The organism is Pedobacter roseus (assembly GCF_014395225.1).
GTDB lineage: Bacteria > Bacteroidota > Bacteroidia > Sphingobacteriales > Sphingobacteriaceae > Pedobacter > Pedobacter roseus.
Map to the genome: position 1 here is coordinate 2,039,223 of NZ_CP060723.1, position 20,173 is coordinate 2,059,395.

Sequence of the window (20,173 nt, forward strand, 5' to 3'; positions counted from 1 at the left end):
TTTAGGCGGGCGGTGGAAACACCGTCCGTTAATTAATTGTTAGTTTTGGGAACGATCAATTAATTAATATTAAAACTTAAGTTATGCTGAAAACAACCTATAGCGTATTTTTAATCTGCTTTTCGCTCCTTTCTTCAATCAGTTACGGTCAGGTTACCGCTATACAGAATATCCAGGCCCGTAAAATTCAGAGCCTGAACGGTAAGTGGAACTATATTATAGATCCTTACGAAAACGGTTATTACGATTACCGCCATGAGCCATTCGATCAATCGAAAACAGGAACAGGTGGTTATTTTGATGATAAGGTTCAAAAAGATAAATCAGAACTGATCGAATATGATTTTGATCATTCCCCGCAAATGAATGTTCCCGGCGACTGGAACTCACAATCAGAAAAGCTGGAACTTTATGAAGGCAATGTTTGGTTGCGCAAAAAGTTCGATGCCAAACCCGAAAAAGGGAAAAGATATTTCGTGTATTTCGGTGCAGTAAATTACGAAGCACATGTATACCTGAACGGTAAAAAACTGGGCGTACATAAAGGCGGTTTTACACCTTTCCAGTTTGATGTAACCAATAACTTAAAAGCAGGCGAAAATTCAATCGTACTTAAAGTGGATAACATCCGTAAACAGGATGAAATCCCTACAGTAAACACCGATTGGTGGAATTATGGGGGCATTACCCGTGATGTTTTTCTGGCCGAATTTCCAGAGCATTTCATCAACGATTATAAACTTCAGTTGGTTAAAGGAAACAAAAACCTGTTAAATTTTTCGGTTAAACTGGCCGATGCAACCGCAGGTCAGGAGATTACGTTATCTATCCCGGAGTTAAAATTAGAAAAGAAATATAAAACCGATTCAGAAGGTAAAATTGCTGATGAGTTTACCTGGAATAATTTGAATTTATGGTCGCCGGAAAGCCCGAAACTTTACGCGGTAAACATTAAAACCGACAAAGAAAATATCAATGATAAAATTGGTTTCCGCACCATTCAGGTGGATGGAGACAGTATTTTATTAAATGGTAAATCTGTTTTCTTAAGGGGGATTTCGCTACATGATGAAAATCCATTGTTGGCTGGCCGTTTACGTTCAGAAGGCGACATGCGCATGATGCTGCAATGGGCAAAAGACATGAACTGTAATTACGTTCGCCTGGCACATTATCCGCACAACGAAGAAATGATCCGCCTTGCTGATGAAATGGGTTTATTAGTTTGGGCCGAAGTTCCTGTTTACTGGACCATCAGCTGGACAAATCCTGCAACCTACGCCAATGCCAAGCAACAACTCACTGATTTAATTGTACGCGACAAAAACCGGGCGAGTGTAATTGTTTGGTCGATCGGTAACGAAACACCATTAAGTGATGCCCGTTTAAGTTTTATGAGCAATTTAGCCGAAACTGCCCGTTCTTTGGATGATACCCGTTTGGTGGCTGCGGCTTTAGAGGTGCACCGTGAAGGAAACAACATCATTTTAAATGATCCTTTAGGCGAAAAAATCGACCTTGTTAGTTTTAACGAATATGCTGGCTGGTATTGGGGCGGTAATCCATCAGAAATTACCAAATACAATTTCGATATTAAATATAAAAAACCGGTAGTGATCACAGAGTTTGGTGGCGATGCCCTTGGTGGTTTCCATGCCGATGAAAATACCCGTTGGAGCGAAGAATATCAGGAAGCCCTATACAAGAATCAGATTACCTTATTGAGTAAAATTGGTGCTTTACGCGGAATGACGCCATGGATTTTAACCGATTTCAGGTCACCACGCAGACAACACCCTATTTATCAGAATTTCTGGAACCGTAAAGGTCTGATCAGCGAAACAGGCAAGAAAAAGAAAGCCTTTTTTGTGCTGAAAGATTTTTACGACCAAATACAGGTCAAATACAAATAAATTATGAACAGATTAAAGAAAATTAGTTTCGCTTCGAAAATCATGATTTCGATGTCGCTGTTAACCATCTCCTGTGCCAAGTACAAAAGCACTAGTATCGATCCCGGAATGGTAACACCAACACAATTGACAGAAGAAATTACATTAAAAAGTATGCCTTTCCCTATGGGAGCTGCCATTAACGTAAGTCTTTTAAAAAGCAATGCTAACTACCGCAATCTGGTTATTAAAGAATTTAATAGTGTTACGGCAGAAAATGCCATGAAATTTGCATCCGTACATCCTTCAAAAGATGCCTATACCTGGAGCGATGCCGATTACCTGGTTGATTTTGCCGTAGCCAATGGAAAAAGAGTCCACGGACATACCCTAAACTGGTATAAATCATTACCGGATTGGGTAAATAATTTTCAGGGTACTACTGCCGAATGGGAAAATCTATTAAAAACTCATATCCAAACTGTTGTTGGGCATTTCAAGGGTAAAGTAGCCTCCTGGGATGTGGTAAACGAAGCAGTTAACGAAGATGGCACCATTCGGCCAAGCATCTGGGTGCAAAAATTGGGCGCCGATTATATCGGTAGGGCATTTCAGTATGCACACGAAGCTGATCCAAATGCCTTACTGTTTTACAATGATTATGGTCACGAATTTGGCCCCACCAAACGTACTGCCATCCTAAACCTGGTTACTGGTTTAAAAAATAAGGGTATTCCCATTGATGGAATCGGGATCCAGATGCATACCCGTGTAACCCAAACTGATGCCAATTTAATTGCCGCCATTACTACAGCAGCGGCTACAGGATTAAAAATTCACATTTCAGAGATTGATATTTCCTTAAATCCTGATAATGTGCAATCAATGACTTATACTACAGCATTGGGCGAGCAACAAGCCGCAAAATATAAAACCATTGTTAAAGCTTATAATGCCATTCCTAAAAGTCAGCAATATGGCATTACACAATGGAATGTAACCGATGCCGATAGCTGGATTCCTTCCAATTACAACCGCCTGGATTGGCCACTGCCATTTGATGCGCAATATCAGCGAAAAGCAGCTTATCAAGGAATTTTAGATGGTGTGAAATAGGGGCATTTTCCGTGCACTCTGTGCATCTGTGGCAAAAAAAAGTTGGTTAGCCACGGAGACACAGAAACACGGAGGATTTTGTGTAAACCCTTTAGGTTAAACAAATGGTATGTGGAGGCACAGACCATGGATAGAATAATTTTCCATGCACTCCGTGCATCCGTGGCAAAAAAAAAGTCGGTTAGCCATGGAGACACAGAAACACGGAGGATTTTGTATAAACCCTTAGGTTAAACAAATGGTACGTGTAGACACAGACCATGGATAAGAAGTAGGAAAATTTTCCGTGTCCTCCGTGCATCTGTGGCAAAAAAAAGTTGGTTAGCTGCGGAGACACAGAAACACGGAGGATTTGCGTAGATAACCTTTGTCGTAAAACAATAAACAAATGGTCTGTGGGGGTACAGACCATGGAAGCTTAGTGACTTCGTGCCTTTGTGGTCAAAAAAGCATACCGTGGCAACACAAACCAAATAACCTGAGAAAAAACTAAACGAATGTTAAAAGCGAAATCATTTTTATTACTACTTATTGCTGCGGGTACGGGCTTAACCAGCTTTGCCCAGGATGCTGGCCGAAGAACCATCAGCCTGAACGATCAATGGGAATTTAACAAAGAAAACGGACCAATAGAAAAAGTAACTATTCCACATACCTGGAACGATAAAGACGTATTAGATGATGCGCCTGGTTATTACCGTGGTTTGGGTATTTACAAACGTAAATTAAAGCTTGATGAAACTGCAAGAGGAAAAGATATCTTTTTGGTTTTTAACGGTGTGGCACAGGAAGCTGAAGTATTGGTTAATGGAAAATCTGCAGCCAAACATATTGGTAGTTATACCCGTTTTATCGTACCCATTTCTGCTTATCTCAACTATAAAGATGATGTAATCGAAGTAAGGGCCAATAACCGCTTTAACGAAGATATTCCTCCTTTAACAGCCGATTTTACCTTTTTTGGTGGTTTATACAGAAATGTGACGCTATTAATTGCCAATCCGGTTCATTTTTCGCAAAAAGAGAACGGAAGCAATGGTGTTTTTATTAGTACACCGCAGGTTTCGGCTTCAACTGCTAGTGTACAGGTTAAAAGTTCGATCGATAATGCTTCGACAGTTAATCAAAAAGTACAGGTAATTACCACCATTTTCGATGCGAAGGGTAATACCGTTACCGATCAAACTACCGCTGTAAATATCAATAAAGGTGGCAATATGGTGGTGGTTCAGGATATTAAGTCGATTCAGAAACCAGAGTTATGGTCGCCTGAAAATCCTTATTTATATCGCGTTGTCACCAAAGTTATCGATGCCAAAACCAAATCCGTAATCGATCAGGTTTCTAATCCTTTGGGTTTCCGTTGGTTTAAATTTGATGCCGAAAAAGGATTTTTCCTAAACGATAAACCTGTGAAAATCATGGGTGCAAGTCGTCACCAGGATTATGAAAACAGGGGTAATGCCACGCCCGATGCTTTACAGATCAGAGATATCGAACTGCTTAAAGCCATGGGCGGAAACTTTTTAAGAGTAGCCCACTATCCGCAGGACCCGCAGATTTTAGAAGCCTGCGACCGTTTGGGTATTCTGGCGTCAGTAGAAATTCCCGTGGTAAACACCATTACTGAAACAGAAGCTTTTACCAACAACTGTTTGAACATGCAGACGGAAATGATTAAACAGAATTTCAATCACCCCAGTATCATCATCTGGGCTTATATGAACGAAATTTTGTTGCGTTTAAAATTCTCTAACGATAAACCCCGTCAACAGATTTATTTCGATCATGTACGCGGGCTTGCCCAAAAACTGGATAGTTTAACGCGCAAACTGGATCCATCCCGATATACCCTTTTGGTTAACCACGGTGCCTGGGATATTTATAACAAAGTGGGTTTAACCAAAATCCCGATGATTGTAGGCTGGAACTTATATTCTGGTTGGTATTCAGGTGTTCCGGAAGATTTCGGCAAATTTTTAGACCGCCACCACAAAGAATTGCCCAATACACCTTTTATGGTTACGGAATACGGAGCAGATGCCGATCCGAGGATCCGTTCCTTTTCGCCCATCCGTTTTGATAAAAGTGTAGAGTATGGCATCAAATTCAACCAGGTTTATTTAAATGCCATGTTAAGCAGGCCATTTGTAGCCGGTGGTGAAGCCTGGAATTTAGCCGATTTCAACTCCGAAACCCGCGAAGAAACCATGCCGCACATCAACAATAAAGGGTTGTTAACCATAGGTCGGGAGCCAAAAGATACTTATTTTCTTTATCAGGCATATTTATTGAAGAAACCTTATTTGAAGATTACTTCCGCGCAATGGAAAGATAGAACAGGTACAGCAGATTCTGCCGCTTTAACCAGCAACCAGCCTGTTCAGGTGGCTACAAACCAAAAATCTGCCGAACTTTTTGTTAATGGTAAAAGTTTGGGCGTAAAAGATGCCGTTGATCACATTATTGATTGGCAGGTACCTTTTATTAACGGAAAAAACCAGTTACGTGTAGTTTCCGGCGATCAGAACGATCAGGCCGATATCAATTTCCAGTTGCAGCCTTTTAAGTTTAATGATGCCAACGTTCCTTTTAAAAACATCAACATTCTTTTGGGTTCAAAACGTTTTTATATCGACGAAAAAGAGCATCAGCTCTGGATGCCCGATCAGCCATATAAAGCAGGTGCATGGGGCTGGATAGGTGGCGATCCTTACAAAGGAACCAACAACCGTATTACCTATGGCAGCGACAAGAATATTTTGGGTACCGATAACGATCCGGTTTTTCAAACCCAGCAGGTAGGCATTAAACAGTTTAAATTCGATGTTCCGGATGGCGAATACGAACTGGCACTTTATTTTGCCGAACTGGTTGGTGGAGAAACCAAAGAAGCTTTAGCCTATAATTTAGATAATAACCATAAAAAAGAGGTAGAAGAACAGCGTATTTTCGATGTTTCCATCAACGGAACAGCATTTTTGCCAAAACTGAACCTGGCTGCCGATTTCGGTTATACTACAGCTGTTAAAAAAACAACCAGGATTACCGTACAAAATGGCAAAGGCATTTCAATTGATTTTAATGCCATCAAGGGTAAGCCGGTTTTAAATGCAGTTCAGCTTAGAAAAATCTATTAATCCTTAAATAATGAACCAGTTACCGCTCCGTATTTTATCGATCGACGTTTTAAGGGCCATCACCATGTTTCTGATGATCTTTGTGAACGACGTGGCTGGCGTATCACATATTCCAGAATGGCTAAAACATACTGAAGCGGATGTAGATGGAATGGGTTTTTCGGACCTGATTTTTCCGGCATTTTTGTTTATTGTCGGGCTTTCACTGCCTTATGCAATTCAAGGCAGAAAGAATAAAGGAGCGGACCTGCTTTCTATTTCTGGTTACATTGCCTTAAGGGCATTGGCTTTAATTGTAATGGGCTTTTTTCATGTTAATTTAGAAAATTACGATAAACAGTCGGCCTTGTTGCCTTATTCGGTTTATACTATTTTCCTAACCATTTCCTTCTTTTTAATCTGGTTAGATTATCCTGCGGGGATGTCTAAACTTAAAAAGAATGCATTTATCGTTTTGGGAATCGTATTGATTGTAATATTGGCCCTGATCTATAAGGGTGGTTCGGCAGAAAATCCTGAAGCTTTAAAACCGCATTGGTGGGGTATTTTGGGGATTATCGGCTGGGCTTATCTCGTTTCTGCTTTTGTGTATCTTTTTTCCAAAGGAAATATTTTTGTACTCATGCTTGCCTTTGTAGCATTTGCAGCCATCAACATTACTACACATACAGGTATTTTTAACCACCGATTATGGATCATCGGCGATGCTTCTTCCATTACCTTAATGTTAGGCGGGGTATTGATCACTTCGATGTATAAAAAGCTGATCGAAAACAAAAAATACCTCGATTTATGGATCCTGATTACCTTTTATGGTCTTCTTTCTTTTGCTTTTGGCATGTTTATCAGGCCTTATGCAGGCGGAATTTCTAAAATTTATGCCACACCAGCCTGGATATTCGTATGCATGGGCATTACCATCATCGTTTTCGAACTATTAATTTACCTCGTTGATGTAAAACAGAAAAAAGATTGGTTTAAGATAATCAAACCTGCCGGTACCAGTACTTTAACCTGTTATCTCATTCCTTATTTACTGTATTCTATTTTTAGTTTAGTTCATTTTCGCTTCCCGCATTTCCTCAGTTCAGGTATTGGCGGCATCATCAGGTCCTTTTTTATCGCCCTTTTGGTCATCGGGATCGTGTACTTTTTAGAAAAGAAAAAATTGCGTTTAAAAGTTTAATATTCAAGATACATGTTAAAGCAAGTTAGTTACATAGTTTTATTCATCACGTTGTTTACCAATCAGTTATTGTTTGCGCAGCAATCGGTTCGTTTGAATAACAATTGGGAGTTTTTAAAACAAGATTTGGGTGGGATCTGGGAAGCCGTTCGTCCCGTAGGTGCAGGCAATCCGGAAGCCGTACCCCTTTGGCAAAAAGTGACTTTACCACATTGTGTAAATGCAGAGGATGCGGTAGATCCTGACATAAACTATTATCAGGGTCCGGCCTGGTACCGTACGCAGCTTAGCATCGAAAATCCTTACCAGGGTGGAAGAACCATTTTGCATTTTGAAGGTGCCGGACAAAAAACTGAAGTTTATGTATACACCACAAAAGTAGGTAGCCATATAGGTGGTTATGATGAATGGACGGTTGACATTACCGATGCGGTGGCGGCTTTCAAAAAAACGGATGTCTACCAAAAACAGTTTAAAGGTAAAGTTCCGGTTTCAGTAAGGACCGATAATTCAAGAGATCTCGAAATGATTCCTTCCGATTTATCCGATTTTAATATCTACGGTGGGATTTACCGCTACCTCAACCTGGTTTATGTACCATCACTTTCAGTTGATAAAATGTTTGCCAAAGCCGAGGTAGATGCGCAGGGTAAATTGGGTAAATTAAGTGTTAAGGCCAGGTTTTATAATCCTGATCATATAGGAGGAGCAAGTATTAAATATAAATTGATTGATCCAAATGGGAAAATTGTAAATGAAACCTATAAAAAAATAGAAATTTCGGATGATTTAAAACTATGGGATATCGTAATTAAAAAGCCTGTTTTATGGAATACTGATAAACCTCTTCAGTATACCTTGCAATATGAAGTAATCGCTTCAACAGGAAAATATAAAGGAGAAGAAAAAATCGGTTTCCGTAACATCGAATTTGTAGAAAAAGGACCTTTTAACCTCAACGGAAAACGTTTATTGTTACGTGGAACGCATCGTCACGAAGATCATGCAGGTGTTGCAGCAGCCATGACTGAAGGTATGATCCGCCAGGAAATGCAAATGATGAAAGATATGGGGGTTAATTTTATCCGCCTGGGGCATTACCAGCAATCGCGCATTGTACTAAACCTTTGCGATAGTTTAGGCATAATGGTGTGGGAAGAAATTCCATGGTGCCGTGGTGGTTTAGGCGGCGATATTTACAAACAACAAGCCAAAAGAATGCTTACCAATATGGTAGAGCAACATTATAACCATCCTGCCATTATCATTTGGGGAATGGGCAACGAAAACGACTGGCCTGGCGATTTCCCTGAATTTGACAAAGAAAAAATCAGGGCTTTTATGAAAGAATTGAATGATCTTTCTCACCAGCTCGATAAATCGCGCTATACCGCCATCCGCCGTTGCGATTTCTGCAGTGATATTGTAGATGTTTATTCACCCTCTATCTGGGCCGGCTGGTATCGTGGTGCCTATACTGATTATAAAAAAGCTTCGGAAGATGAGTTTGCCAGGGTGAAGCGTTTTTTACATGTGGAGTGGGGAGGAGACAGCCATGCGCTTCGTCATTCAGAAAACCCTGATAAAGCTTTAAGTAAGATTAAAACTGGTGGCAGTGCTGATGAAAGGGCAGGTGATGCATCATTATATGGTGGTGCTGCAAGAATTTCGAAAGATGGCGACTGGAGCGAATCTTACATCACCAATTTAATCGATTGGCATTTAAAGGAACAGGAAACCATGCCCTGGTTAAGCGGTACAGCTTACTGGCCTTTTAAAGATTTCTCTACACCGGTACGTCCTGATAACCCGGTGCCTTACATGAACCAGAAAGGGGTGGTAGAACGCGATTTCACTAAAAAGGAAGCTTATTATGTTTTCCAATCCTACTGGACAGACAAACCGATGGTACACATTTATGGACATACCTGGCCGGTACGTTGGGGCGACGAAGGCGAAGAGAAAATGGTTAAAGTATACTCGAACTGTACAGAAGCAGAAATTTTCTTAAATGGTAAAAGTTTCGGCAGCAAAAAACGCAATAGTCAGGATTACCCTGCAGCAGGCTTGCGCTGGAACCTTCCTTTTGTTAAGGGCGAAAATACTGTTAAAGTAATTGCCAAACAAGGAAAAGAAACAGTAACCGACGAAATTAAATTTACTTACCAGACCGAAAAATGGACCAAACCTGCTATAATGGAATTGAAGAAAATCGATCAGCAGGATGATGTGGCAACTGCTGAAGTAAAGCTTTTTGATGCTAAAGGTGTACAGTGCTTAGATGCCATTAACTGGATCACTTTTGGTTTAACTGGTGATGGTAAATTAATTGATAATCAAGGCACTTCGTCTGGATCACGCAAAGTGCAGGCTTACAATGGCAGAGCGATTATCAAAGTGAAATTAAACAAGGGGCAAAGCGCAGTATCCGTGAGTTCTGAAGGTTTGAAAACAGTTTTTACAACACTATAACATCTAGACCAAATATATAAGCAATGAAAAAAATCATCTCCTGTGCATCATTAGTGCTGCTCTGTTTTACAGAGATAGCATTTTCATCCCTCAAATCTGATCCGAAAGGAACCGATTTAAAAAAGCATGCGGAAGCGCTGCTAAAAAAACAGATTTTGACCGAAGCTGCCTGGGCTATGCAGCAAAAGCCAATTACTGTAACCGCTTCTACTTCGCCAAGGAGCGCTGGAGGAAAACACGATTTCTTCTCAGAAGCCGATTACTTCTGGCCCGATCCGCAAAACCCTGACGGTCCTTACATCAACAGAGATGGATTAACCAATCCCGATAACTTTTTAGCTCACCGCAAAGCCATGGTGCGTTTCAGTAAGATCATAGGCGCTTTAGCCTCCGCTTACAAAATTACAGGCGATGAAAAGTATGTTAAAGAGGCCGTTAAACATTTTCAGGCCTGGTTTATCAATGCAGAAACACTGATGAACCCTAATTTGCTTTTTGCACAGGCAGTAAAAGGAAAATTTACTGGACGTAATTACGGCATCATCGATACGATTCACCTGATGGAAGTGGCTCAGGGCGCGTTTGTGATGCAAAAAGCCAAAGCTTTCGATCCAAATACGGCTAAAGGAGTTAAAAAATGGTTCGCCGACTATACTTTATGGTTAAATACCAGTAAACCAGGCATCCAGGAGAAAACGGTTAAAAACAACCATGCAACTTGTTGGGCCATGCAGGTGGCTTCTTTTGCCAGACTTTGTGGCGACGAAAATATGCTCGATTCTTTACGTACCAGTTATAAAACCATCCTATTGCCCAATCAAATGGGGGCGGATGGTAGTTTCCCTTTGGAAATGGCCAGAACCAAGCCTTATGGTTATTCGATCTTCAATCTCGATGCGATGACGATGCTCTGCCAGATTTTATCTATCCCAAAAGATAACCTTTGGAACTTTGAAACTGCAGATGGCAAATCAATCAAAAAAGGAATCAACTACCTGTATCCATTTATAGCCGATAAAAGCAAATGGACTTTAAAACCCGATGTGATGTACTGGGATAACTGGCCGGTTGCACAACCTTTTTTATTGTTTGGTGCGGTAGAATATCAGCAGGCAAACTGGTACCAAACCTGGGCAAAATTAGACCACAACCCACAAGTAGAAGAAGTTATTAGAAATTTACCTATCCGTAACCCATTAATCTGGTTATAACATGAATATAAAATTAACCATAACAGCATTAAGTATGCTGTCATTCAGTATTGTAAAGGCACAGCAAGTAAATGTAGCTAGGGCTTTTGCATCAGCAGCCAAACAAACCGGTGTATTGATCAAAAATGTAGATTCAGCGAGAAAAATTAAGCCAAACCTGGTTTCCCCGCGTACGGTAGAAAACGGTCAGTTTAAAATGGTGGTCTCCAAAGATTGGACCAGTGGATTCTTCCCGGCAGAACTCTGGTATTTCTATCAGTACACCAAAGATAAAAAATGGCTCGAATTGGCTAAAAAATATACCGAAGACATCAAAAAGGAACAATTTAATAAAGGAACGCACGATCTGGGCTTCATGATCTATTGCCCGTTCGGCAATGGATACCGTTTAACCAACGATCCGGCTTATAAAGCGGTAATTATTCAGGCTGCAAAGTCCTTGTCGACCAGGTTTAATGCTACGGCTGGCGTAATCAAATCGTGGGACCATAACGGTGATAAATGGAAATACCCCGTAATCATCGATAACATGATGAACCTTGAACTGTTGTTCGAAGCCACCAAATTAACAGGTGATTCATCGTTTTATAAAATTGCTTTGAAACACGCCAATACCACAATGAAAAACCATTTCAGACCTGATTTTAGCTCTTACCATGTAATCGATTATGATACCTTAACCGGTAATGTGCGTCAGAAATTAACAGCACAGGGTTATGCGAACGAATCGGCATGGGCACGTGGACAGGCATGGGCATTATATGGTTATACGATGTGTTACCGCGAAACCAAAAATAAAGCATATTTAGTTCAGGCTGATGGTGTTGCGGGCTTTATATTAAATAGTAAAATTACCCCGGCCGACGGTATTCCATATTGGGATTATAACGATCCAAAAATTCCGGATGTTTCTCGTGATGCCTCTGCCGCTTCCATTACTGCCTCTGCACTTTACGAATTGGCAAAATATAGCCCTGCAAATAGTAAAAAATATAAAGCAGCTGCTGATAAGATTTTATATTCTTTAAGTACAAAATATACGAGCAAACCTGGCGAAAATCATGGTTTCATTTTAGAGCATAGCACTGGTCACCGCCCGGCCAAATCGGAAATAGATGTGCCGATCAATTATGCAGATTATTATTACCTGGAAGCTTTGCTGAGAAGTAAAAAATAAAAATTTCAGATCAGGAATGCTGTATTTCCTTAAATCATAAATGGTTAAGCAGGGTTGGCTGAGAACAGATCAGATTTGAGCTGTTAAATTTGAAATTTTATGGCGTAAATGATCGATTTATTCGGAAATTGGGCCGCTGTTAATAGCAAATACGCCACTTAGGTGACGAAATTAAATAAATATATTGTAATGAAACAAAATCTGAGCATCCTATTGGTTTTGGCAACTGCATTTACTGCAGCCGCACAGAACAAAAAAGTGGCTAAACCCGTACAAGCCTATACCGTTGCCAATAAAAAAGTAACCGTATATACCACCGCCGAAAAATCAGAATACCGCATCAGTAAAACCGAAACCTTAAGTTTTGTTGAGAATAAACAACCCTTTGAAACAGAGCCTTGTATTTTCGTAGATCCTACAGTTAAATATCAAACTTTAGTGGGCATTGGCGGTGCTTTAACGGATGCTTCTGCAGAAACCTTTGCAAAACTTTCTAAAAAGAACCAGCAGGAACTTTTAACCGCATACTACAGTCCTGATAAAGGTATAGGTTATACTTTGGCCCGTACCAATATTGCCAGTTGCGATTTCTCGAGTGGAAGTTATAATTATGTTCAGGATAACGATAAAGACCTTAAAACCTTTAGCGTGGCGCACGATCAGGAATTTAAAATTCCTCTGATTAAACAGGCCATTGCTGCTTCGGGCGGTAAACTGCCATTATTTGTAAGCCCATGGTCGCCACCAGCCTGGATGAAAGATAACAACAGCTTGGTACAGGGCGGACATTTATTACCTGCCTTCCGTCAGAGCTGGGCCAATCACTATGTTAAATTTATCAAAACCTATGAGGCCATGGGCATTCCGATCTGGGGTTTAACTGTGCAGAACGAACCTATGGCAAAGCAAAAATGGGAATCATGCGTTTTTACTGCTGAAGAAGAACGCGATTTTATTAAAAATTTCTTAGGTCCAACTTTACAAAAATCAGGTCTTGCCTCAAAAAAACTGATTGCCTGGGATCATAACCGCGATCAGATTTTCCAGAGGGCAAGCACCATCTTAAATGATAAAGATGCTGCTAAATATGTTTGGGGCATTGGTTTCCACTGGTACGAAACATGGACCGGTAGCGGTATGCAGTTTGGTAACGTAAAACAAACACACGAAGCTTATCCTGATAAAGCCCTGATTTTTACCGAAGGCTGTAAAGAAAAATACGATGTAAATAAATTGGACGACTGGACTTTGGGCGAGCGTTATGGTGATTCAATGATCAATGATTTTAACGCCGGAACAGCAGCCTGGACCGATTGGAACATTCTTTTAGATGAAAAAGGCGGACCAAACCACGTAGGTAATTTCTGTTTTGCCCCGGTACATGCCGATACCAAAAACGATAAGCTGATTTACACCAATGCTTATTACTACATGGGCCATTTCTCAAAATTCATCCGTCCGGGTGCCAAAAGGATCGGTGCAGCATCTAGTCGCGATAAACTGCAATCAACCGCTTTCCTCAATACTGATGGTAAGTTGGTGGTAGTCGTAATGAATCAATCTGATGACAAATTAAAATATAGTTTATGGATTAAGGGTGAAGCTGCAACAACAACCAGTTTGCCACACTCTATAACCACATTAGTAGTAGAATAACCTTAAAAAGAACTAAACAAAATGATGAAAAAAATAGAGAGCCTGTTTTCGCTAAAAGATAAAGTTGTAGTAGTAACCGGTGCTACAGGTGTTTTAGGTGAGGCTTTTGTAAATGGATTATGTGCCGCTGGTGCTGTAATTGTTGTTATAGGAAGAAATGAAGAGGCTGCAAAGCAAAGGGTTGCTGATGTAACAAACGCAGGAGGAAAAGCCATTTATATTATTGCTGATGTATTGGATGAGCAGAACCTGCTTACTGCAAATGAAACCATTATCAAAGAATTTGGCCGTATAGATGCCCTGGTTAATGCAGCAGGTGGAAATGTGGCAGAAGCCGTTATCCAGCCCGGAAGTGATATTTTTGACCTTAACATTCCGGCCCTTAAACAGGCATTTGACCTTAATTTATTTGGAACTATTTTGCCTACGCAGATTTTTGGTAAAGAAATCGCAAAAAATGGGGGAAGTATCGTGAATATTTCATCAGTTTCTGCTAACCAGGCCATTACACGCGTATTGGGCTATTCATTGGCCAAAACATCTATAGATTGTTATACCAAATGGATGTCGGTAGAGCTCGCAAACCGCTATCAGGATAAAATCAGGATCAACTCGATTGTTCCGGGCTTTTTTATCACCAACCAAAACAGGGCTTTGCTCACCAATGCAGACGGTAGCTTAACTGCAAGAGGGCAGGCCATTATTTATAAAACACCATTTAAACGTTTCGGCGCCCCTGAAGAGCTGATTGGTGCATTGGTATACTTGTTAAGCGATGCCTCTAAATTTGTAAATGGCGAAAATATTAAAGTAGATGGCGGATTTACAGCATTCTCCGGAGTTTAAAAGTCACATTATCAGTGTAATCTTATAAATCTGTGTAATCATATTATATCATGAAAAAATTAGAACAAACCTGGCGTTGGTATGGACCTAACGATCCGGTTACCTTGCAAGATGTTAAACAGGCCGGTGCTACAGGAATTGTAACCGCATTGCACCATATTCCACATGGCGAAGTTTGGCCACTGGAAGATATTAAAGAAAGAAAAGCCATTATTGAAGCTGCCGGCTTAACCTGGTCGGTGGTAGAAAGTGTTCCTGTGCACGAAGCGATTAAAACGCGTAGGGCAGATGCAGGTCAATATATCCAGAATTATAAAACCTCTTTGCGCAATTTGTCTGCCTGCGGAATTAAGATTGTATGCTACAATTTTATGCCCGTACTCGACTGGACACGTACACAGCTGGATCTCGAAATGACCGATGGATCGAAAGCCCTTTATTTTAACTGGATCGACCTGGCCATTTTTGATCTTTACATCCTGAAAAGGGACAATGCCGAAGCCGATTATTCAGATTCCATCTTAAAAAGAGCGAAAGATAAACATGCTACTTTATCAGAGCAGGATCTGGTTGATCTGCGTATCAATGTGCTGATGGGAATTCCTAATGAAAAGGAGATTGAGCTCGAAACCTTACGCAATAGCATTAACGAATACAAGGCTATCGGCACACAGGGCTTAAAAGAAAACTTAAAGTATTTCCTGTCTTCCATTGCTGAGGTTTGTACAGAAGAAGGCATTAAAATGACCATTCATCCGGATGATCCGCCTTATGCTATTTTGGGTTTACCCCGGATTGCAAGTACCCTGGAGGATTTCAATTACATTATCAAAGAGGTGGATCAACCTTTTAACGGCGTTTGCTTCTGCACAGGCTCACTAGGCGCCGGAATGGATAATAATGCGTTAGAAATCTTTAATGCGGTTAAGGCGCGTGTATATTTTGCGCACTTACGTAATGTGAAAAAAGATGAAGATGGCAGTTTTTACGAAGCCGACCATTTGGGTGGAGATGTAAACATGTACGAGATCATGAAAGCGCTAACTGCAGAAAATGCATTACGTGATAAATCGATTCCTTTCCGTCCAGACCATGGTCACCAGATGTTGGATGATTTGGCAAAAGTAACCAATCCGGGTTATTCTGCTATTGGCAGGTTACGCGGTTTAGCCGAATTGAGAGGTCTGGAAATCGGGGTAACAGGGAATTATTAAATACAGTTCTTTAGACGAAAAGATTCGCGTTCCGTTCTCACTCGTTTTATCATCCTGAGCATAGTCGAAGGATACCACAGATGCGCACAGATAAACAATGATGGTTTATTTGTGCGCATTTTTTTTACCACGAATTCATAGAAACACGCAAAATTTCATCGTGATTTCTCACTCGTTTTATCATCCAGAGCGTAATAGAAATGACAGGTTATGGTAAATCGTCATTTCGACCGCAGTGGAGAAATCTTTGAACTAGGTTAAAGATCTCTCCATTGCGCGTTGCTTCGGTCGAGATGACAACCTTACTATTAAATCTGTCAATGGTACCGTATTCGAAGGATTTTTTCTCTAGTTACATGCTAAAAAGCCTTTTCACTTTAAACCGCTAAAACCATAATTTTAGTCTACCTTTGAGTTGTGGCTTAAAATTTGAGTCTTTTAAAATTATGGAAAACAGCAATTATCCCAAAAAGAAGATTTTAACGCCTTCTGTTGTGCACGATGATTTACCAGAGGTTAAAAAGCCAGAGCATTTACGTAAAGCACCATTGAACCATGATGATGCACTGCCCGAAAATCCTGAAAGAAATTACCACCACGAAGAACTAAAGAGCATTACGTCAAGTCATGATGAAATCAGTCATGCCGACGACGACATTTGGAACGGCGAAGACGCTTAAATTAGTTTTTAAAGTTTTTTTTGATCCTCAATCGATGCTTAAATGCAACGAATATAGATCGAACTGCTGTTTTTTGAGGTGTTTTTCATAGTAAAACGAATTTTAATTGCTTCGTTCTTAAATACTTATTTGAAATGCGAAAAACAGCCTCTAAATAGTTTAAAATATATTTTTACATATTAAATAGAACTTCTATATTTGCAGCTCATTAAAAAATGAGCCTCGGTAGCTCAGCTGGATAGAGCGTCGGTTTTCTAAACCGAGGGTCAGGGGTTCGAGTCCCTTCCGGGGTACATTTAAGGCTTCTAGTTAAAAACTAGAAGCCTTTTTTTATTTAGTCTCCTCTAGAGGAGCATTAAATCAATTGGGATCGATATTGACAACAGCAAAACCAGATCTCGCCAATTGTCAGAAAATTAAACGAAACGCAAATATCAGCAGGTACCAAAAATCTGATGTCCATTAGCAGCGAAATCTGTATTCCTATGTTGTTCGAAAACATATACCATAATGGTTACCTTCCTGCCTCTATTAATTGTTTTTTATGATCAGATAAAATTGCTTTATCTATTGTTTTTAATCATTCATGGTGTTTAAAGGCACAATTATCGACACCCTATAGTTTTTATTTTACACTTATTCTAATTTCACAGCATGCCTATGCTAAATAGGGCTATCTGTAATCTTATTGACTTTGACAGCAAGAGTTATTGAAAGCATTTGCGCATTTCTTATGACTCTTCGATTATAGGATAATCCTATCTGGAAAATGTATGCATACTGCTTCCTAATAAAGTGGTAACAGTGTAAGAACAAAAAATCAAGATAGTTGTCATGTTTATAAAAAGTGGGCTGTGTTTTAAGAAAATATTGCTGTTTTGTATTGTTATCATAACGGGTTGTAATCATCTGCCTGAACATGCTGCAAAAAAAGAAAAGGTTAAACCACGCGATCATAAAATTACTGTCCCTACTTCGTCAGAGATTATTGCGAAAAAGGAGGTTCCTGTACTTTGCTACCACCATATCAGAAAATGGAGAAAAAAAGATACTAAACGTGATATTAATGACGTCATTTCTCCAATGAAGTTTGAAAAACATTTAAAAATGCTCGCTGATAGTAATTATAATGCTATTCTGCCAAACGAACTTTATAATTATCTTTTATTTGGACAAAAGCTACCATCAAAACCGATCATGATTAGTTTTGATGATGGTTATAGGGAGCAGTTTACCATCGCAGCACCTTTATTAAAAAAATATGGATTTAAAGCAGTGTTTTTTATTACAACTGACGCAATTGGTGGAGGACAGATGCTAAAGAAAAAACAGATCAAATACCTTGCTGATGAAGGACACATCATTGCCAATCACACCTTTCAGCATAAAAACCTTACAAGGCTTACTGATAGTGCTTTACGTGTTGAGGTTTTGGAACCGGCAAAAATACTAAAACAGATTACGGGGAAAGACATAGAATACCTGGCCTATCCCTATGGTATTTATAATGAAAACCTAGGGTCAAAACTTAGTGAATATGGAATTAAAGCCGCATTTATCCTTTCTACCAAAAGAAGTGCGAAATATCCATTGTATACCATCAGAAGAATTATAGATCCAGGCAATTACACTGCTGGAAATTTGTACCATAGTATTAACAAAAGTTTTAATAAGTGAGCCTGTTATTACCTGGTTTCGTTTTTTCTAAATGATTATAGATCCTGCCAGGATAGGCACTGGCGATGAAAAATCTTTCAGACTGAGATTACTATTGTATAAAAAGTGATGCTGGAAAGATTTGTTTGAAGGGTAAAAGGTAGCAACACCTCTATCATTAAATTACCCTATTTGAATTAACACACCGCTATTTCAGGAACTGTGTGCTTTTATATACAGGTTTTCTATTATGAGAGACATCTCTGTTTTTTTCTGTCTTTAGAGATGATCCAAAGGCAACCCATCCAGCTTAGTAATGCTGTTGAGATCCCAAGTTCGGGGTCGGCAAGGCTAAGGGATGAGACTATCGCAATGATAGAAATTGCTGAAGCGATGGCGAAGGGAAGAATTTTTTTCATGGCAGGGAATTTTGTATATCGATGTCAGTTGAACAAGTTCAAAAATCAATCCACATGTCAGCATTTCAGGCACAGTTTTCCAATATTTCAATTCTTTGACATTTCGACCAAAAAAGTCAGAATTTGTTTCCAGAATTAAACTTAATCCTGCCGTCCTGTCCGATCATAAATGATTCAAAAAATCCAGGTAAAGCGGTACACTTTTTTCAATCCATTCTTCCGATGAATTGTATTCTATTCCATAATAAGCAAAAAATGGCCTATAATCTGCTTTAACATACTCAAACGAAAGCTCGAAAGGTCTGGTAAGTTCTTCTAAAGGGTATTTATAAATTCCGTTGTTACTAAGTTCCTGCTCATCAACACCTAGTGAAATCGCCAGGGCAATTTTCTTCCCGCCAACTTTGTAACCGCTTTTGCTCCCATAAGCCCATCCATGCGTTAAAACCTCGTCCATCCATTTCTTAAGCATTGCTGGAGCATTAAACCAGTAGTAGGGAAACTGGAATACAATTTTATCATATTGTTCAATCAATTTTTGTTCTGCTGTAACATCGATTTTTTCATCAGGATAAGCTTCGTACAACTGATGAACATAAAATTGATCTGGAAATTTAAGCAGTTCCTCAACCCATCTCTCATTCACAATTGAATTTTTCATATCCGGATGGGTTATAATAATTAATGTTTTCATTTTATTAATTTTAAAATTACAGTTACAAAAATAAGGTGGGTTACCTAAATAATGTACATTAGCAACCAATTGTAGGGTACTATAAAAAATGTAAGTAATGTCTAAAATCAAAGAAACCTCAACAAATTTTGCGAATAAGCAGGCACTGGCTGATGAATGTCCGGAAGTTTATGCGGCTAACATTATTGGCGGACAATGGTCCATCGTAATCTGTTCCTGGTTAATTAACGGAAAACTCAGGTTTGGTGAACTTAAAAAACGGCTGCCAAACATTACCGAAAGGATGTTAACGCTGCAGCTCCGTAAATTGGAAGAAAATAAAATCATTACACGCACTATATATGCAGAAGTACCGCCAAAGGTAGAATACGAACTTACGCAGATTGGTTACGAACTTAAACCCATTCTTAAACTGCTTGAAAATTGGGGAGAAAAACACAAAGCTTTAGATGGAGAAAAGCCTGCAATTTAATTTGGGCTTGATTTTTTTCAAACGGATATTATCTTTGCAGAATAATTCATTTTTAATACGGGATGTAGCGTAGCCAGGTATCGCGCCAGCATGGGGTGCTGGAGGTCGGAAGTTCGAATCTTCTCATCCCGACTGAAGAAACAAGGCCATCGTCGGGCCTTTTTCTATTAACGTGGTAAATTGGTTTTAGCATGGTTTCGTGCTTCAACATATCACGCTGTGTAGTGTCTTTTTTAAGATGGCCGCAACTTGCTTTTGGCTGGTTTCGTTTTCTCTGTTTTCTTTTTTGTGGTGTCATGACGGGCTTGCACGAAACTCGCAAAACTAATGGTATAGGCCAGC

Annotated in this window: 14 protein-coding genes and 2 tRNA genes; 15 read left to right on the forward strand and 1 reads right to left on the reverse strand. The window is 39.7% G+C overall.

Annotated elements, in window-relative coordinates; all coding sequences use genetic code 11:
• The first annotated feature begins 83 nt into the window (after positions 1 to 83).
• The 13 genes from H9L23_RS08380 (at position 84) to H9L23_RS08440 (ending at position 18,267) form a co-directional block, all read left to right on the forward strand.
• Positions 84 to 1,913 (forward strand): glycoside hydrolase family 2 protein, encoded by a 1,830-nt coding sequence (locus tag H9L23_RS08380; RefSeq protein ID WP_187594528.1) that lies wholly within the window; start codon positions 84 to 86, stop codon positions 1,911 to 1,913.
• 3 nt (positions 1,914 to 1,916) lie between these two features.
• A complete protein-coding gene (locus H9L23_RS08385; RefSeq protein ID WP_187594529.1) occupies positions 1,917 to 3,008 on the forward strand; it encodes an endo-1,4-beta-xylanase in 1,092 nt (363 codons plus the stop codon).
• A 497-nt stretch (positions 3,009 to 3,505) separates the two neighbouring features.
• Complete coding sequence (locus tag H9L23_RS08390; RefSeq protein ID WP_187594530.1) at positions 3,506 to 6,148, forward strand: glycoside hydrolase family 2 TIM barrel-domain containing protein; 2,643 nt, start codon at positions 3,506 to 3,508, stop codon at positions 6,146 to 6,148.
• Between the two features lie 10 nt (positions 6,149 to 6,158).
• Positions 6,159 to 7,334 (forward strand): DUF5009 domain-containing protein, encoded by a 1,176-nt coding sequence (locus tag H9L23_RS08395; RefSeq protein ID WP_187594531.1) that lies wholly within the window; start codon positions 6,159 to 6,161, stop codon positions 7,332 to 7,334.
• 12 nt (positions 7,335 to 7,346) lie between these two features.
• Positions 7,347 to 9,806, forward strand: a complete 2,460-nt coding sequence (locus H9L23_RS08400; RefSeq protein WP_187594532.1) for a glycoside hydrolase family 2 TIM barrel-domain containing protein — start codon at positions 7,347 to 7,349, stop codon at positions 9,804 to 9,806.
• Positions 9,807 to 9,829: 23 nt separating this feature from the next.
• Positions 9,830 to 11,017 carry an alginate lyase family protein gene (locus tag H9L23_RS08405; protein ID WP_187594533.1) on the forward strand — a complete coding sequence of 396 codons (1,188 nt, stop codon included), beginning with the start codon at positions 9,830 to 9,832 and terminating at the stop codon, positions 11,015 to 11,017.
• Between the two features lies 1 nt (position 11,018).
• Positions 11,019 to 12,194, forward strand: a complete 1,176-nt coding sequence (locus H9L23_RS08410; RefSeq protein WP_187594534.1) for a glycoside hydrolase family 88 protein — start codon at positions 11,019 to 11,021, stop codon at positions 12,192 to 12,194.
• A 189-nt stretch (positions 12,195 to 12,383) separates the two neighbouring features.
• Positions 12,384 to 13,850: a glycoside hydrolase family 30 protein gene (locus H9L23_RS08415; RefSeq protein ID WP_187594535.1), complete on the forward strand. Its 1,467-nt coding sequence runs from the start codon at positions 12,384 to 12,386 to the stop codon at positions 13,848 to 13,850.
• A 21-nt stretch (positions 13,851 to 13,871) separates the two neighbouring features.
• Complete coding sequence (locus H9L23_RS08420; protein WP_187594536.1) at positions 13,872 to 14,696, forward strand: SDR family oxidoreductase; 825 nt, start codon at positions 13,872 to 13,874, stop codon at positions 14,694 to 14,696.
• A 50-nt stretch (positions 14,697 to 14,746) separates the two neighbouring features.
• A complete protein-coding gene (gene uxuA, locus H9L23_RS08425) occupies positions 14,747 to 15,910 on the forward strand; it encodes a mannonate dehydratase (protein ID WP_187594537.1) in 1,164 nt (387 codons plus the stop codon).
• A 446-nt stretch (positions 15,911 to 16,356) separates the two neighbouring features.
• Positions 16,357 to 16,590, forward strand: coding sequence for a hypothetical protein (locus H9L23_RS08430; RefSeq protein ID WP_187594538.1), 234 nt, complete (start codon positions 16,357 to 16,359; stop codon positions 16,588 to 16,590).
• 219 nt (positions 16,591 to 16,809) lie between these two features.
• Positions 16,810 to 16,883: transfer RNA gene (locus H9L23_RS08435), tRNA-Arg, on the forward strand.
• Between the two features lie 541 nt (positions 16,884 to 17,424).
• Positions 17,425 to 18,267 (forward strand): polysaccharide deacetylase family protein, encoded by an 843-nt coding sequence (locus H9L23_RS08440; RefSeq protein ID WP_187594539.1) that lies wholly within the window; start codon positions 17,425 to 17,427, stop codon positions 18,265 to 18,267.
• Between the two features lie 561 nt (positions 18,268 to 18,828).
• Here the strand turns inward: H9L23_RS08440 and H9L23_RS08445 are convergent.
• A complete protein-coding gene (locus H9L23_RS08445; protein WP_187594540.1) occupies positions 18,829 to 19,359 on the reverse strand; it encodes an NAD(P)H-dependent oxidoreductase in 531 nt (176 codons plus the stop codon).
• Positions 19,360 to 19,456: 97 nt separating this feature from the next.
• Here H9L23_RS08445 and H9L23_RS08450 point away from each other — a divergent pair, with 97 nt between their 5' ends.
• Both H9L23_RS08450 and H9L23_RS08455 read left to right on the forward strand, forming a co-directional pair.
• Positions 19,457 to 19,831, forward strand: a complete 375-nt coding sequence (locus H9L23_RS08450; RefSeq protein WP_187594541.1) for a winged helix-turn-helix transcriptional regulator — start codon at positions 19,457 to 19,459, stop codon at positions 19,829 to 19,831.
• Positions 19,832 to 19,889: 58 nt separating this feature from the next.
• A tRNA-Pro gene (locus H9L23_RS08455) sits at positions 19,890 to 19,963 on the forward strand.
• Positions 19,964 to 20,173: the final 210 nt, after the last annotated feature.

Excerpts from the sequence above, each read along its gene's own strand:
- H9L23_RS08380 (WP_187594528.1), top strand. The coding sequence starts at position 84 with ATGCTGAAAACAACCTATAGCGTATTTTTAATCTGCTTTTCGCTCCTT.
- H9L23_RS08385 (WP_187594529.1), top strand. The coding sequence starts at position 1,917 with ATGAACAGATTAAAGAAAATTAGTTTCGCTTCGAAAATCATGATTTCG.
- H9L23_RS08390 (WP_187594530.1), top strand. The coding sequence starts at position 3,506 with ATGTTAAAAGCGAAATCATTTTTATTACTACTTATTGCTGCGGGTACG.
- H9L23_RS08395 (WP_187594531.1), top strand. The coding sequence starts at position 6,159 with ATGAACCAGTTACCGCTCCGTATTTTATCGATCGACGTTTTAAGGGCC.
- H9L23_RS08400 (WP_187594532.1), top strand. The coding sequence starts at position 7,347 with ATGTTAAAGCAAGTTAGTTACATAGTTTTATTCATCACGTTGTTTACC.
- H9L23_RS08405 (WP_187594533.1), top strand. The coding sequence starts at position 9,830 with ATGAAAAAAATCATCTCCTGTGCATCATTAGTGCTGCTCTGTTTTACA.
- H9L23_RS08410 (WP_187594534.1), top strand. The coding sequence starts at position 11,019 with ATGAATATAAAATTAACCATAACAGCATTAAGTATGCTGTCATTCAGT.
- H9L23_RS08415 (WP_187594535.1), top strand. The coding sequence starts at position 12,384 with ATGAAACAAAATCTGAGCATCCTATTGGTTTTGGCAACTGCATTTACT.
- H9L23_RS08420 (WP_187594536.1), top strand. The coding sequence starts at position 13,872 with ATGATGAAAAAAATAGAGAGCCTGTTTTCGCTAAAAGATAAAGTTGTA.
- uxuA (WP_187594537.1), top strand. The coding sequence starts at position 14,747 with ATGAAAAAATTAGAACAAACCTGGCGTTGGTATGGACCTAACGATCCG.
- H9L23_RS08430 (WP_187594538.1), top strand. The coding sequence starts at position 16,357 with ATGGAAAACAGCAATTATCCCAAAAAGAAGATTTTAACGCCTTCTGTT.
- H9L23_RS08440 (WP_187594539.1), top strand. The coding sequence starts at position 17,425 with ATGTTTATAAAAAGTGGGCTGTGTTTTAAGAAAATATTGCTGTTTTGT.
- H9L23_RS08445 (WP_187594540.1), bottom strand. The coding sequence starts at position 19,359 with ATGAAAACATTAATTATTATAACCCATCCGGATATGAAAAATTCAATT.
- H9L23_RS08450 (WP_187594541.1), top strand. The coding sequence starts at position 19,457 with ATGTCTAAAATCAAAGAAACCTCAACAAATTTTGCGAATAAGCAGGCA.